This is a genomic window from Ramlibacter sp. G4-7 (genome assembly GCF_057784995.1).
The window spans coordinates 544,114-556,880 of sequence record NZ_JBYNTT010000001.1; the positions used below are offsets into that span (position 1 = coordinate 544,114).

A 12,767-nucleotide genomic window follows, 5' to 3' on the forward strand; every position below is an offset into this window, starting at 1 on the left:
GTCCCGTCCGCGCGGCATGACGCTCCTGGTCGGCTGCGACTTCTCCAGCACGCCGACGAAGCGCAAGCCCATCGTGCTCGCCCTCGGCCACGCGGGCTCCGGCCGCGTGCAGCTGCAGCGGCTGGAAAAGCTGCCCACCCTTGAAGCCTTCGGCGCCTGGCTGCGCGAGCCGCAGCCCTGGGTCGGCGGCTTCGACGTGCCCTTCGGCCTGCCGCGCGAGCTGGTCGAGCACCTGGGCTGGCCCACGGACTGGCGCGAATGCATGCGGCACTACACGGGCCTCACGCGGCCGCAGATCCGCGAGACCTTCGCCGCCTACACGGCCGCGCGGCCCGTGGGGTCCAAGTTCGCCCACCGGCGCTTCGACAAGCTGGCGGGGTCCAGTCCCTCGATGAAGTGGGTCAACCCGCCGGTGGCGTACATGCTGCATGCGGCGGTGCCGCTGTTGCTGGAAGCCGGCGTGCACCTGCCCGGCCTGCACGCAGGCGACCCGCAGCGCGTCGCCCTGGAAGCCTACCCCGGCCTGCTGGCGCGCGAGCTGATCGGGCGCCGCAGCTACAAGAGCGACGAGAAGGCCAAGCAGACACCCGACCGGCTGATCGCCCGCAAGGACATCGTCACGGCGCTGGAGCAGGGCCGCACGCGCCTGGGGCTGCGCCTGAAGCTGACGCATGCGCAAGGCGACGCGCTCGTGGGGGACGCCAGCGGCGACAGCCTGGACGCGGTGCTGTGCCTGGTGCAGGCCGCGTGGGCGGCGCAGCACGGCGCGCCTCGTTACGGGCTGCCTCAGGACCTGGACCCGCTCGAAGGCTGGATCGTGAGCGCCTGACATGCTCTGGCGCCTGCTGGCCGACGTGGTGCTGCTGCTGCACCTGCTGTTCATCTGCTTCGCCGTCCTGGGCGGCCTGTGGACCTGGTACTGGCGCCCGGCCGTGCTGCTGCACCTGCCGGCGCTGGCGTGGGCGGCCTGGGTCGAGTTCCAGGGCTGGATCTGCCCCTTGACGCCGCTGGAGAACCGCTTGCGCGCGGCCGGCGGCGCGGCAGGCTACGAAGGCAGCTTCATCGAGCACTACCTGCTGCCCCTCCTCTATCCGGCAGCGCTGACGCCGGGCCTGCAGGTCCTGCTGGGAAGCAGCCTGGTGGCGTTCAATGCGATCGTCTACCTGCTGGGTTTCGCGCGCCACCGCAAGCGCCGCGTTTGAGGGAGACTGGCGGCCTTCCAGCCACAAGGAGCGGCCGAGATGAAACCCGAGGTGCGCAAGGGGCAGTGGGGCGGGTTGCACACGCGCGAGGAGTTCCGCGAGCGCTTCCGCGCACGCTTCTTCGACCCCGCCTTCCGTCCCGAGGACGAGGCGATCGCGCGGCTCGAGGAGATCGCGTGGCAGGGCTACACGAAGGGACGCAAGGCCCCCGTGACGCGCAAGGCCGGTGCCGGGTTCGCGGATCCCGACTACGACCTGTCCGTCGAATGGTACGAGGCGCGCCAGCGCCTGCTGGCCGCGCAGCAGCGGTGGGAAGACCCGGCCACGCGCTCGCGCGTGCTCGTCATCTGCGGCTCGCCCCGCAACGACGGCACCTGCCCCGGTGAAATGTCCAAGACCTTCCGGCTCGCGGGCATCGCGCAGGAGACGCTGCGCGCATCCGGCATCGAGGTGGACTTCCTCGACCTCAGCCAGCTGACCTCGGACTTCGACCGCCACATCCATCCCTGCAAGGGCTGCGTGTCCACGGCCATGCCGCTGTGCCACTGGCCGTGCAGCTGCTATCCCAACCACGCGACGAACCAGGTGAACGACTGGATGAACGAGATCTACGAGCGCTGGGTCTCGGCCCATGGCGTGCTGCTCGTGACGCCCACGCACTGGTACACGATGGCCAGCCCCCTGAAGCTGATGATCGACCGGCTGGTGTGCGCCGATGGCGGCAACCCGGATCCGACACGCACGGGCGGCAAGGACGCGGAAAAGGCCAAGGCCGTGGAGCTCGCGGGCTGGGACTACCCGAAGCACCTGGCGGGCCGCACCTACGGCGTGATCGTGCACGGGGACGTGGCCGGCATCGAAGGAACGCGGCGCGCCCTGTGCGACTGGCTGGACTGGATGGGCCTGATCGACGCCGGCCCCACCAGCCGGCTGGACCGCTACATCGGCTACTACGAGCCTTATGCCACCAGCCACGCGACGCTGGACCGCGACCAGGCCGTGCAGGACGAAGTGCGCAACGTCGCCCGCGCGCTGACGCAAGCAGTGGGCGAGCTGCGCGAGGGCCGGCTGAGCGCACCGGGAAGCACCTTGCCGCGGCCGCGCCCCAAGTGATCAGGGGCTGAGGCGGCCGAAGGCGACCAGGGCCTCGGTGTCGGTGCGGTACATCTTCAGCAGCGGCCCCTCGCCCAGGGCGCCGGCCCGGGCCAGCACGCGCTCCACCGGCAGCTTGATGCCGCTGATGTGCAGCGTGACGCCGCGTTCGGCCAGCGTCTTGCGCAACTGCATGAACATCTCCACGCCGGTGGCGTCGATGCGGTTGATCGGCTGCGCGAACAGGCAGACGTGCCGCACCTCCGGGTGGGTCGCGAGGTGTTCCACGATGTCGCGCTCGATCGCGGTGGCCGACGCGAAGTCCAGCTCCGCGTCCATGCGCAGCGCGAAGAGCTGGGGCGCCAGCGGCGGCAGCTTCCACAGGTGGCGGTCGCGCAGGCTGCCGTCCGGATGCAGGCCCACTTCGATGATGCGCGGGTGCAGGCGCAGGTAGAGGAAGTGCGCCAGCCCCAGCAGCACGCCGGTGAGCACGCCCCAGTAGATGCGCGGCGCCGACAGCACCGTGACGGCGAAGGTCACGCCGGCGGTCACCGCTTCCACGCGGTCGATGCGCCACAGCTCGACGAAGGTGCGCGGCTTGAACAGGCTGGACACGGCGGCCACGACGACGGCCGCGAGCACGGCGCGGGGCACGTGCGACAGCGCCGGCGTCAGGAACAGCAGCACCAGCAGCACGAAGCCGGTGGCGATCACCGTGGCCCACGCCGTCTTCGCACCGGCATAGAGCGTGAGGGCCGAGCGCGAGAACGAGGTGCTGGTGGCGAAGGCGCCGGAGAAGGCCGACGCCAGCTTGCCGGCCCCCTGGCCGACGAGGTCCTGGCTCGCGTCCCAGCGCTTGCCATCGCGCTGGCTCTCGATCTTCGCGCTGGAGGCCATCTCGAGCGAACTCACGAGCGCCAGCACCAGGGCGGGCGCGATCAGGCTGGAGAACTGGTCCCATCCCGGCCAGTCGGGCCAGTAGAGGGCGGGAAGGCCTTGCGGCAAGGCGCCCACGACCGCGCCATGGCGCGAATACCCCGAGAAGTACGCGATCGCGCCGGCCGCGGCCAGCACGATCAGCATGATGGGCAGCCGCGGCGCAACGCGCTTGGCGGCGACGAACAGCGCCAGGCTCACCGCGCCGTAGGCCAGCGCCTGGAAGTCGATGCGTGGCGAATGCAGCAGCTGTGCGAGCGAGCCTTCCAGCCCGATCAGCGCCGGCAGCTGCGAGGCGATGATCAGCAGCGCCGCGGCCTGGCTGAAGCCGGCGAGCACCGGCGAGCTCACCAGGTTCAACACCCAGGCGGAACGCGTGAGCCCCACCACCAGTTGCAGCAGGCCGGCCAGCAAGGCGAGCCACACGGCCAGGGCCACCCAGCTGGCGCTCGCCGGTTGCGCCATGCCGACCAGGGAGGCGCCCACCAGCACGCTGCTCAAGGCCGAAGGACCGACCGAGAGCCGCGTGGAAGCGCTGAAGAGGACCGCGACCAGTGCCGGCAGGAAAGTCGCATACAGGCCCGTGACCAGCGGCATGCCGGCGAGGCCCGCATAGGCGACCGATTGCGGAATCATGACCACCGCCACCGTAAGGGCGGCGATGGCCTCGCTGTGCAGGAGCTCCCTGGTGGGACGCGGCCAGTTCAGGAAAGGCAACCAGCGGGAAAGAGACGACATCGGCGCAAGTATGCCCGCGCGGGAGCGTCGCCTGCCTGACGACAGGCGCTGCGGGACTCCGCCTGCGGGAGGACGGCGCTGGCCATCAGCGTTGCGGCATGTCCTTCACGGAGTAGCCCAGGCTGACCGTCGCATCCTCGGGGATCGGGGGCATCGTGTTGTTCCAGCTTTCCCAGGCATCGCGCATGTCGGCCAGGCGCGCGGGCTGACGGCCGCCGAGGTTGGCGCGTTCGCGTTCGTCGGCGGGAATGTTGAACAGGTAGTCGTGGCCATCGACGCGCAGGTACTTCCAGTCGCCATCGCGCAGCGCACGTTGCCCGCGGTGGTTCATGCGCCAGTGCAGCGGGCGCGCGAAGGCATGCGCAGGATCGGCCAGCACCGGCAGCAGCGACACGCCATCCAGCGCATAGGCGGCATCGGCTTGCGCACCGCCGGCGGCGATCACCGTCGTGGTCCAGTCCATGGTCATGCACTGCTGCGCGCTGGTGCGTCCCGCCGGGATGACGGCGGGCCAGTGCGCTATCCACGGCACGCGGATGCCGCCTTCGGTGAGGTCCATCTTGCCGCCCACCAGGGGCCAGTTGTCGGAGAAGCGCTCGCCCCCGTTGTCGCTGGTGAAGATCACCAGCGTGTCGCGGTCCATGCCGTGCCTGCGCAGCGCCTGCATCACCCAGCCGATGCCTTCGTCCATGTGGTGGATCATGCGGCGGTAGGTGTGGATGTTGCCGCCGTGGAGGTGGAAGAGGTTGTCCTTCACCTCCTGCGCGAGTGCGGCGTCGTCGCGCGTTTCCCAGGGCCAGTGCGGCGCCGTGTAGTGCAGGCTCAGGAGGAAGGGCGCCTCGCCTTCGTGGCGGTTGCGCGCGGCCATGCGGTCGATCCAGTCGACGGCGCGGCGCGAGAGCAGGTCGGTGAGGTAGCCTTCCTCCGCCCGCTCTTCCTCGCCGAACCAGAGGTCGTGCTGGCCGTTGGAACTGCAGTGGGTGAAGTAGTCGACGCCGCCCGACATCGGGCCGAAGAATTCGTCGTAGCCGGAGCGCAGCGGGCCGAAGTGCGGCGGGTAGCCGAGGTGCCATTTGCCGATGAGGGCCGTGCGGTAGCCGGCGGCCTTGAGCAGCGAAGGCATCGTCGGGTGCTCGGTCGGCAGGCCCAGCGTGCTGCTGCCGCGGCTGCGGCTGTTGATCGGCTCCTCCGCCGCCCCGCGCAGGCGGTACTGGTAGCGGCCCGTCATGAGGGCGAAGCGGGTGGGCGAACACACGGGGGAGTTGGAATAGCCCTGCGTGAAGCGCAAGCCGTTCGCGGCGAGCGCATCGAGCTGCGGCGACACCGCGCCGAACTCCGCCTCGCGTCCGCCGTAGCAGCCCAGGTCCGCGAAGCCGAGGTCGTCGGCGACGATGAAGATGATGTTGGGTCGTTTCATGTTCATTCCACCTTCATGCCCGTGGCCCGGATCACCTTGCCATAGCGATCGGAGAGTTCGGCCAGCCGCTTGCCGGCGGCCGCGCCCGCGAGGCCCTCGTAGTGCAGGTCCAGGTTCTCCAGTCGCGCGCGCACGTCCGCCCGGGCGAGGGCGTCGACCATGCCTTTCTGCAGCGCCTGCACGATCGCTTCCGGCGTGGCGGCGGGCACCATGGCCAGGTACAGCACTTCCTGTTCGAGCTGCGGCAGGCCGGCTTCGGCGACGGTGGGGATGTCGGGTGCGAGCGTGGAGCGCTTGCGGCTGGTCACCGCCAGCGGCGCGATCTTGCCGGCCTTCACGTGCGGCAGCATGCCGGGCGTGGCGAGCGCGCCGCCGTTCACCTCGCCGGCCAGGATGGCCGTCACGGCCGGCGTGTTGCCCTTGTAAGGCACGTGCGTGATCTTGGCGCCGGTGGCTTCGGTCATCACCTCGGCGGCGAGGTGGCCGGGGCTGCCGCTGCCCGCGGAGCTGAAGGTCACCGGCCTGGCCTTCGCGGCGTTCACCAGCTCGCCCAGCGTCTTGAAGCCGGTGGAAGGATGGACGCCCACGAGGAGACCGGAAGACGCCATCACCAGCACCGGACGCAGGTCCGCGGGCTTGAAGGGCATGCCCTTGTAGATGTGCGGGTTGACGGTGAAGGTGCTGTCGATGCCGAACAGCACGGTGTAGCCGTCCGGCGCGGCCTTGGCGACCGCGTCGGCGCCGATGTTGCCGCTGGCGCCGGCCTTGTTCTCCACCACGAAGGGCTGCCTGAACTGGTTCTGCAGCACGTCGGCGACCGAGCGCGCGATCAGGTCGGACGGACCCCCGGCCGGGAAGTTGTTGACGAATTTCACCGCGCGCGTCGGCCAGGACGGCGCCTGGGCGAACGCGGGCAGGGCGGCGAGGACCAGCAGCGCGGCGACGCAGCCGCGGCGGGAGAACGGGAAAGGAGCTTGTCGCATGTCAGTCGAGCGTGATGCCGGTGGCCTTGATCGGCTGTTCCCAGCGCGCCAGGTCCGCCTTCTGTGCGGCGGCGAGCTCGGTCGAACCGGAGCCGACCGGTTCATACCCCAGCTTCTGCAGCCGCTCCTGCATCGCCGGCTTGCGGATCGCGGTGGCAACGGCTTTCTCGAGCCGCGCCAGCGTGGCCGCGGGCAGGCCTGCCGGCGCGTACATCGCGAACCACGCGGTGGCTTCCATGGGGATGCCTTGCTCCTTCAGGGTGGGCACTTCGGGAACCTGCGGGTCGCGCTTGCTGCCCGTCACGGCGATGATGCGCACCTTGCCGGCGTGGTGCAATTCCGCCGTCTCGGACACCACGTCGAACTTGTAGCCCACGTGCCCGCCGAGCAGCGCGGTGTTGGCGGGGGAGCTGCCCTGGAAGGGGATGTGCGTGAAGGGCACGCCCGCGGCCTGCTCCATCATCACGCCCATGAAGTGCGGCAGCGTGCCGCTGCCGGCCGAGCCGTAGGTGGCGCTCTTGGGGTCCGCCTTGGCCTTGGCCAGCATCTCCGCGACGCTCCTGACGTTGCTCGCCGGACCGGACACCACGCCGAACTGGAAGCGCGCGAGCAGCGACACAGGGGTGAAGTCCTTGACCGCGTCGTACTCCAGCTTCCTGTACACGTGCGGGAACAGCACCATCGGCCCGCTGGGCAGGATGATGACGGTCTGGCCGTCCGGCCTGGCGTTCTTCACGGCGGCCAGGGCGATGCGCCCGCCCGCGCCGGGCCGGTTCTCGACCACCACGGGCGAGAAGTCCTCGCGCAAGGCGTCGCCGACGAGCCGCGCGATGACGTCCGCCGAGCCGCCGGGCGGAAAGCCGACGAGGATCCTGAGCGGGGGCTTTTCCTGCGCGTGGACGGCGCCGGCCAGGAGGGCCGCGCTCAGCGCGGCCAGGGTGAGAATTCTTCGTTGCATGGCGATCTCCAGTGGGCCGCGGCCCGCCTGCGTGCATTCTGGTTGCCGCACAATCGATTGTTCAAATCAATCATTTTCGGCACAAACCCGCATGCCCGCTGCGCGCCCACCCGCCGGCCTGGACGAACTCCTGCTCTACAAGCTCAGCCGCCTGTTGTCGGTGGGCGGCAGCATGGTCATCCGGCTGTGCGAAGGCCGCTTCGGCATCACGCGGCGCGAGTGGCGGGTGATCGCGCGCCTGGCGCAGGAGCAGGACATCCTGTCCTCCGGGCTGGCGCAAGCCATCCAGCTCGATCGCGCACGCACCTCGCGCGCGGTGAGTTCGCTGGTGGCCAAGAAGCTGGTGCGGCGCCAGGCGGGCGCCGCGGACCGCCGCCAGGCCCAGCTCGCGCTGACCGACAAGGGCCGCTCGCTGTACCAGGCGCTGTACCCGCTGGTGTGCGGCATCAACCGCGACCTGCTGTCGCCGCTGTCGGCCACCGAGGTGCGGCAGCTCGACGCCATGCTGGTGCGCCTGCAGGCGCAGGCCGAAGTCATGGTGGACGCGGCGGACCTGCCCAAGGCGGACCGCCGCCGCGGCGGCCGCGCGCGCCTGGAGATGGGCTGAGCGATGGACGCGGCGGCCGCAGCGGCTCCCGGCGCGCAGGCGACCGCCTGGTTGCAGGGGCGGGGCTGGGAGCCCTTTGCCTTCCAGCAGGAGGTGTGGCAGGCGGTGGCCGAGGGACGCAGCGGCATGCTGCACGCCACCACCGGCTCGGGCAAGACCTACGCCGTCTGGCTCGGGATGCTGGACGCGCTGCTGCGGCGAAAAATCGGGGTCAGATTCCAATTTCGCAGCGGCGCGTCGCGCCGCGGCCCGAAGGCCAGGAGCGTTCGCTCAGCGAATTTGGAATCTGACCCCGATTTTTCGCCCGAGCCGCTGCGCGTGGTCTGGCTCACGCCCATGCGTGCACTGGCCTCCGATACGACGAAGGCGCTCGCCGCACCCTTGCAGGACCTGGCGCCCAATTGGACCATCGGTCTGCGCACCGGCGACACGGCGTCGGCGGAGCGCGCGCGCCAGGACCGCCGCATGCCGACGGTGCTGGTCACCACGCCCGAGTCGCTGACCCTCATGCTCACGCGCGAGAACGCGCGCGAGGAGCTCGCGAGCGTCGAGTACGTGGTGGTCGACGAATGGCACGAGCTGATCGGCAGCAAGCGCGGCGTGCAGGCGCAGCTGGCGCTCGCGCGCCTGCGCGGCTTCCATCCGGGCCTGGTCGCCTGGGGCCTGAGCGCGACGCTGGGCAACCTGGAGGACGCGATGCACGTGCTGTGCGGCCCCGACCCCGAGCCGGCGCCGCGCCTCGTGCGCGGGCGCATCGACAAGACGCTCGTCATCGACACGCTGATTCCGCCGGACCCCGGCAAGTACTCCTGGGCGGGCCACCTGGGCGCGCGCATGCAGCTGCCGGTGGTGCAGGAGATCGAGCGTTCCGGCACCACGCTGGTGTTCACCAACGTGCGTTCGCAGGCGGAGATCTGGTACCAGCTGCTGCTGGAGGCGCGGCCGGACTGGGCCGGCCACATCGCGCTGCACCACGGCTCGCTGGACAAGGCGACGCGCGAGTGGGTGGAGCAGGGCCTCAAGGAGGGCACGCTGCGCGCGGTGGTGGCGACCTCCTCGCTGGACCTGGGCGTGGACTTCCTGCCGGTCGAGCGCGTGCTGCAGGTCGGCTCCGCCAAGGGCGTCGCGCGCATGCTGCAGCGCGCCGGTCGCAGCGGGCACGCGCCCGGCCGGCCCAGCCGCGTGACGCTGGTGCCCACCAACACCATGGAGATCATCGAAGCGGCGGCCGCGCGCTGGGCGGCGCGCACGGGGCGCGTGGAGAAGCGCACCCCGCCGTCCAAGCCCTTCGACGTGCTGGTGCAGCACATGGTCACCGTGGCGCTGGGCGGCGGCTTCCGTGCCGACGAACTCTACGCGGAGGTGACCACCGCGTGGTCGTACCGCACGCTCACCCGCGCCGAGTTCGACTGGACGCTGGTGTTCTGCGAGCGTGGCGGCGAGAGCCTGGCCGCCTATCCCGAGTACCACCGCATCGTGCGCGGCGAGGACGGGGTGTACCGCGTCGCCGACAAGGGCGTGGCCAAGCGGCACCGGCTGGGCGTCGGGACCATCGTCAGCGACGCCGCCATCCAGGTGAAGTACCTGACGGGCGCCAACCTCGGCACCATGGAGGAGGGCTTCATCGCGCGGCTCAAGCCCGGCGACCACTTCTTCTTCGCCGGCCGCCTGCTGGAGTTCGTGCGCGTGCGCGACATGGCCGCCTATGTGCGCAAGGCCACGCGCAACAAGGGCACGGTGCCGACCTGGCAGGGCAGCAAGATGGCGCTGTCCACCGAGCTGTCCGACGCCGTGCTGGAGATGATGCAGAACGCCGCGCACGGCGAGTTCCTCGAACCCGAGCTGCAGGCCGCGCGCCCCATGCTGCTCACGCAGCAGCGGCTGTCGCAGATCCCGACGCCCGGCACCCTGCTGGTGGAGGCCTACCAGTCGCGCGAAGGCCAGCACCTGTACATCCATCCGTTCGCCGGCCGCAACGTGCACCTCGGACTGGCGAGCCTGCTGGCCTGGCGCCTGGCGCGCGAGCGGCCCAACACCTTCAGCATCTCGATCAACGACTACGGCCTGGAACTGGTGAGCGCCGGGCCCTTCGACGTGGAGCCGGTGACGAGCCAGCGCGTGTTCTCCGGCGACGAGCTGCTGCACGACGTGCTCGCGTCGCTGAACTCCACAGAACTGGCGCAGCGGCGCTTCCGCGAGATCGCCCGCGTCGCCGGCCTCATCTCCCAGGGCTACCCCGGCCAGCCCAAGTCCGCGCGCCAGCTGCAGGCGTCCAGCGCCTTGTTCTACGAGGTCTTCCGCAAGTACGACGCGGCCAACCTGCTGCTGACGCAGGCGGAAAACGAAGTGCTCAGCCAGGAGCTGGAGCTCTCCCGCCTTGCCGACACGCTGCGGCGCATGCGGGAGAAGAAGCTCGTCTTCGTGCAGCTGCGGCATCCCAGCCCCATGAGCCTGCCCCTGATGGTCGAGCGCTTCCGCGAGAAATTGACGACCGAGACGCTGGCGGCGCGGCTGGAGAGAGTCCTCCAGGACGTGGAAGCGGATAGCTGAAGCTTCCTACACGCACCGCCAAGGCGACCCGACGGGCGCCGCGCGCAAGGCGTCGTACCTTGGATCCAGTGGGCCACCAGCGCCCGTGTCCCGGCGTTTCAGGGAGAAGCAAGATGAACACCCGCAGCGGCCGCGGCGCCGCCTTCATCGCCTCGGTGGCCCTCGCCGCCACGCTGGCCGCGTGTGGCGACCGTGCCGAGAAGTCCGGGATGCCCCCGCCTGCGCAGGCGAACGTGGAGATCAACCGCCAGGGCATGGACGGCGCGAAGGATGCCGATGCCGCGGTCGGCGTGCAGAACAAGGGCAAGGGCGAGCAGGTGGGCTTCGTCAACAGCCTGGGCGCCAAGGGCGATACCAGCGTGCTGGATCCCGACGTGCTCATCGCGGAGCAGGTGAAGGCGGCCATCGCTTCCAACCCGCGCCTGGTCGCGTCCCGGGTGGACGTGCACAGCAACGACGGCGAGGTAACCTTGCGCGGCAACGCGCCCGACCGGCCTGCCCGCGAGCAGGCCACCGAGATCGCCCGCACCATTCCCAACGTGCGCTCGGTGGACAACCAGCTCAGCCCAGGCTGATCCGTCGCCAATGCAAAGGGCCGCTCGCGCGGCCCTTTGCATCGGCACGCTCCGCTCAGGTCGTCGCGTTTGCCGTCGTGGCGGCCTCGGCGGCGCGATCGCTCGCCACCCGCGACGAGCCCTTGGCGTCGGGTCCCTGGTTGGCGGAGTCCGAGCGCGTTTCGCAGATCACGTCGTGCACGTAGCGCAGCTTCTCCAGCGCCCCCTGCGAGAGCGCGAAGGGATAGGCGTCCTCCTGGCCCAGGCTGCGGTTGAGGCTGTTCAGGAGCAGCGTCACCGGCACCCACTGCTCCACCAGCGCGTCGAAGTCCGGGTGGCCGGACTCCAGCGGGTTCACCACCTCGTCGATCTCGACTTCCTGCCCGGGGATGGTCAGGCGCGTGTTGTACGAGGCGGCCGTCTCCAGCAGGTCCACCATGTGCAGGTAGTGGGCCCAGGTCTCGGCCCAGTCTTCCCAGGGGTGCGAGCTCGCGTACTCGCTCACGAACTCCTCCTGCCAGTCCGGCAAGGTGCCGCCGCGCGCGTAGTGGGCCTGCAAGGACTGCTGGTAGTCCTGGGTTTCGTCGCCGAAGACCTTGCGGAAGCTCTCGACGCGCCCGCCTTCGTCGATCAGGCGGTCCCAGTAGTAGTGCCCCGACTCGTGGCGGAAGTGCCCGAGCAGCGTGCGATAGGGTTCGTGCATCTCCACGCGGCGACGCACGCGCTCGGCGTCGTCCGCCTCGGCGACGTTGATCGTGATCAGGCCCTGCGCGTGGCCGGTCATCACCGGCTGGCCGGGCAGGTCGGCCAGGAACTCGAAGATCGGGCCGTCCGCGGCCCCATCCTTGGGCGCGGTCGCGAGCAGGCCCAGCTTGCCCAGCGTATAGAACAGGCGACGCTTGGCGACCTCCAGGCGGTACCAGCGCGCGGGATTCTCCGGCACCGACAGGTCCGGCAGCACGCGGGTGAGGCGGCAGGCGGCACACAGCGGGTTGGGGTCGTCCACGGGAACGGCGAAGTTGCAGGCGTTCTGCGCGGTGTGGTTGTGGCACAGGCGATAGCGCCGGGCGGAGCGCTTGTTGCCACGGCCGCGCGGGCGCCACACGCCTTCGCCGGCATCCTCGGCCGGCTCGATGGCGGCCATGTTCAGGCGATCCGGCAGGAAGGCGACCTCGCTCTCGCACTGCAGGCATTGCACGTTCTCGAAGAACAGCGGGTGCCCGCAGTACTGGCAGTGGAATGTCTTCATCGTTGTCACCTGCTCCGAGAAAAGAAAAAGGCAGGCGCACCGCGAGGCGGCCTGCCCGACCGGGCGGCGCGGGGCCGCCCGTCACCGGTGTGCTGCTTACGGACGCACGACGAGGTTGTTGCGCACTTCGCGCACGCCCTTGGTGTTGGCGGCGATGCGGCCGGCCTGGTCCTTCTCGGCCTGGGACTTCGCGAAACCGGACAGGGCCACGGTGCCGTTGAGGGTGTCGACGTTGATCGACAGGCCGCCGGTGCTCTTGTCCTCGAGCAGCTTGGCCTTCACCGAGGTGCTGATGGCACGGTCGTCGACGTAGGTGCCGGCGTCGGTCTGGCCGCGCCAGACGGCGCAGCCGCTGGTGGCGAGGGTGATGCCAGTGAGGATAGCCAGGGCGATGGCGCGGTATTGCTTCATGTGAACTCCCTTCCTTTCAGGTTGCTTCTCCGATGGTGCGAACGAATGTGAACACACCTGGAAGCGCACC

The 12,767-nt window shown here is 70.2% G+C and carries 12 protein-coding genes; 6 read left to right on the top strand and 6 right to left on the bottom strand.

Annotated elements, in window-relative coordinates:
• Positions 1-16 precede the first annotated feature (16 nt).
• The 3 genes from AC3EGR_RS02635 to AC3EGR_RS02645 are packed head-to-tail and all read left to right on the top strand — an operon-like array spanning position 17 to position 2,315.
• The gene (locus tag AC3EGR_RS02635) at positions 17-829 is read left to right on the top strand and encodes a DUF429 domain-containing protein (RefSeq protein ID WP_488544875.1); all 813 of its coding nucleotides are present in this window, start codon (positions 17-19) and stop codon (positions 827-829) included.
• 1 nt (position 830) lies between these two features.
• Complete coding sequence (locus AC3EGR_RS02640; protein WP_488544876.1) at positions 831-1,202, top strand: DUF2784 domain-containing protein; 372 nt, start codon at positions 831-833, stop codon at positions 1,200-1,202.
• A gap of 39 nt (positions 1,203-1,241) precedes the next feature.
• On the top strand, positions 1,242-2,315 hold the full coding sequence (locus tag AC3EGR_RS02645; protein ID WP_488544877.1) for a flavodoxin family protein: 1,074 nt from the start codon (positions 1,242-1,244) through the stop codon (positions 2,313-2,315).
• Here AC3EGR_RS02645 and AC3EGR_RS02650 read toward each other — a convergent pair whose 3' ends face one another.
• The 4 genes from AC3EGR_RS02650 to AC3EGR_RS02665 form a co-directional block, all read right to left on the bottom strand.
• Complete coding sequence (locus AC3EGR_RS02650) at positions 2,316-3,968, bottom strand: SulP family inorganic anion transporter (RefSeq protein ID WP_488544878.1); 1,653 nt, start codon at positions 3,966-3,968, stop codon at positions 2,316-2,318.
• A gap of 85 nt (positions 3,969-4,053) precedes the next feature.
• Positions 4,054-5,385, bottom strand: coding sequence for a sulfatase family protein (locus AC3EGR_RS02655; RefSeq protein WP_488544879.1), 1,332 nt, complete (start codon positions 5,383-5,385; stop codon positions 4,054-4,056).
• 2 nt (positions 5,386-5,387) lie between these two features.
• Complete coding sequence (locus tag AC3EGR_RS02660; RefSeq protein ID WP_488544880.1) at positions 5,388-6,368, bottom strand: Bug family tripartite tricarboxylate transporter substrate binding protein; 981 nt, start codon at positions 6,366-6,368, stop codon at positions 5,388-5,390.
• Position 6,369: 1 nt separating this feature from the next.
• The gene (locus tag AC3EGR_RS02665) at positions 6,370-7,326 is read right to left on the bottom strand and encodes a Bug family tripartite tricarboxylate transporter substrate binding protein (RefSeq protein WP_488544881.1); all 957 of its coding nucleotides are present in this window, start codon (positions 7,324-7,326) and stop codon (positions 6,370-6,372) included.
• A 91-nt stretch (positions 7,327-7,417) separates the two neighbouring features.
• On the opposite strand from AC3EGR_RS02665, the gene AC3EGR_RS02670 reads away from it, so the two are divergent.
• The 3 genes from AC3EGR_RS02670 (at position 7,418) to AC3EGR_RS02680 (ending at position 11,058) form a co-directional block, all read left to right on the top strand.
• Positions 7,418-7,933 carry a MarR family winged helix-turn-helix transcriptional regulator gene (locus AC3EGR_RS02670; protein ID WP_488544882.1) on the top strand — a complete coding sequence of 172 codons (516 nt, stop codon included), beginning with the start codon at positions 7,418-7,420 and terminating at the stop codon, positions 7,931-7,933.
• 3 nt (positions 7,934-7,936) lie between these two features.
• The gene (locus tag AC3EGR_RS02675) at positions 7,937-10,483 is read left to right on the top strand and encodes a ligase-associated DNA damage response DEXH box helicase (protein WP_488544883.1); all 2,547 of its coding nucleotides are present in this window, start codon (positions 7,937-7,939) and stop codon (positions 10,481-10,483) included.
• A gap of 113 nt (positions 10,484-10,596) precedes the next feature.
• On the top strand, positions 10,597-11,058 hold the full coding sequence (locus tag AC3EGR_RS02680; protein WP_488544884.1) for a BON domain-containing protein: 462 nt from the start codon (positions 10,597-10,599) through the stop codon (positions 11,056-11,058).
• A 55-nt stretch (positions 11,059-11,113) separates the two neighbouring features.
• Here the strand turns inward: AC3EGR_RS02680 and AC3EGR_RS02685 are convergent, their stop codons facing one another.
• Both AC3EGR_RS02685 and AC3EGR_RS02690 read right to left on the bottom strand, forming a co-directional pair.
• The gene (locus AC3EGR_RS02685) at positions 11,114-12,286 is read right to left on the bottom strand and encodes a zinc-binding metallopeptidase family protein (protein WP_488544885.1); all 1,173 of its coding nucleotides are present in this window, start codon (positions 12,284-12,286) and stop codon (positions 11,114-11,116) included.
• A gap of 96 nt (positions 12,287-12,382) precedes the next feature.
• Positions 12,383-12,697, bottom strand: coding sequence for a BON domain-containing protein (locus AC3EGR_RS02690; RefSeq protein WP_488544886.1), 315 nt, complete (start codon positions 12,695-12,697; stop codon positions 12,383-12,385).
• Positions 12,698-12,767: the final 70 nt, after the last annotated feature.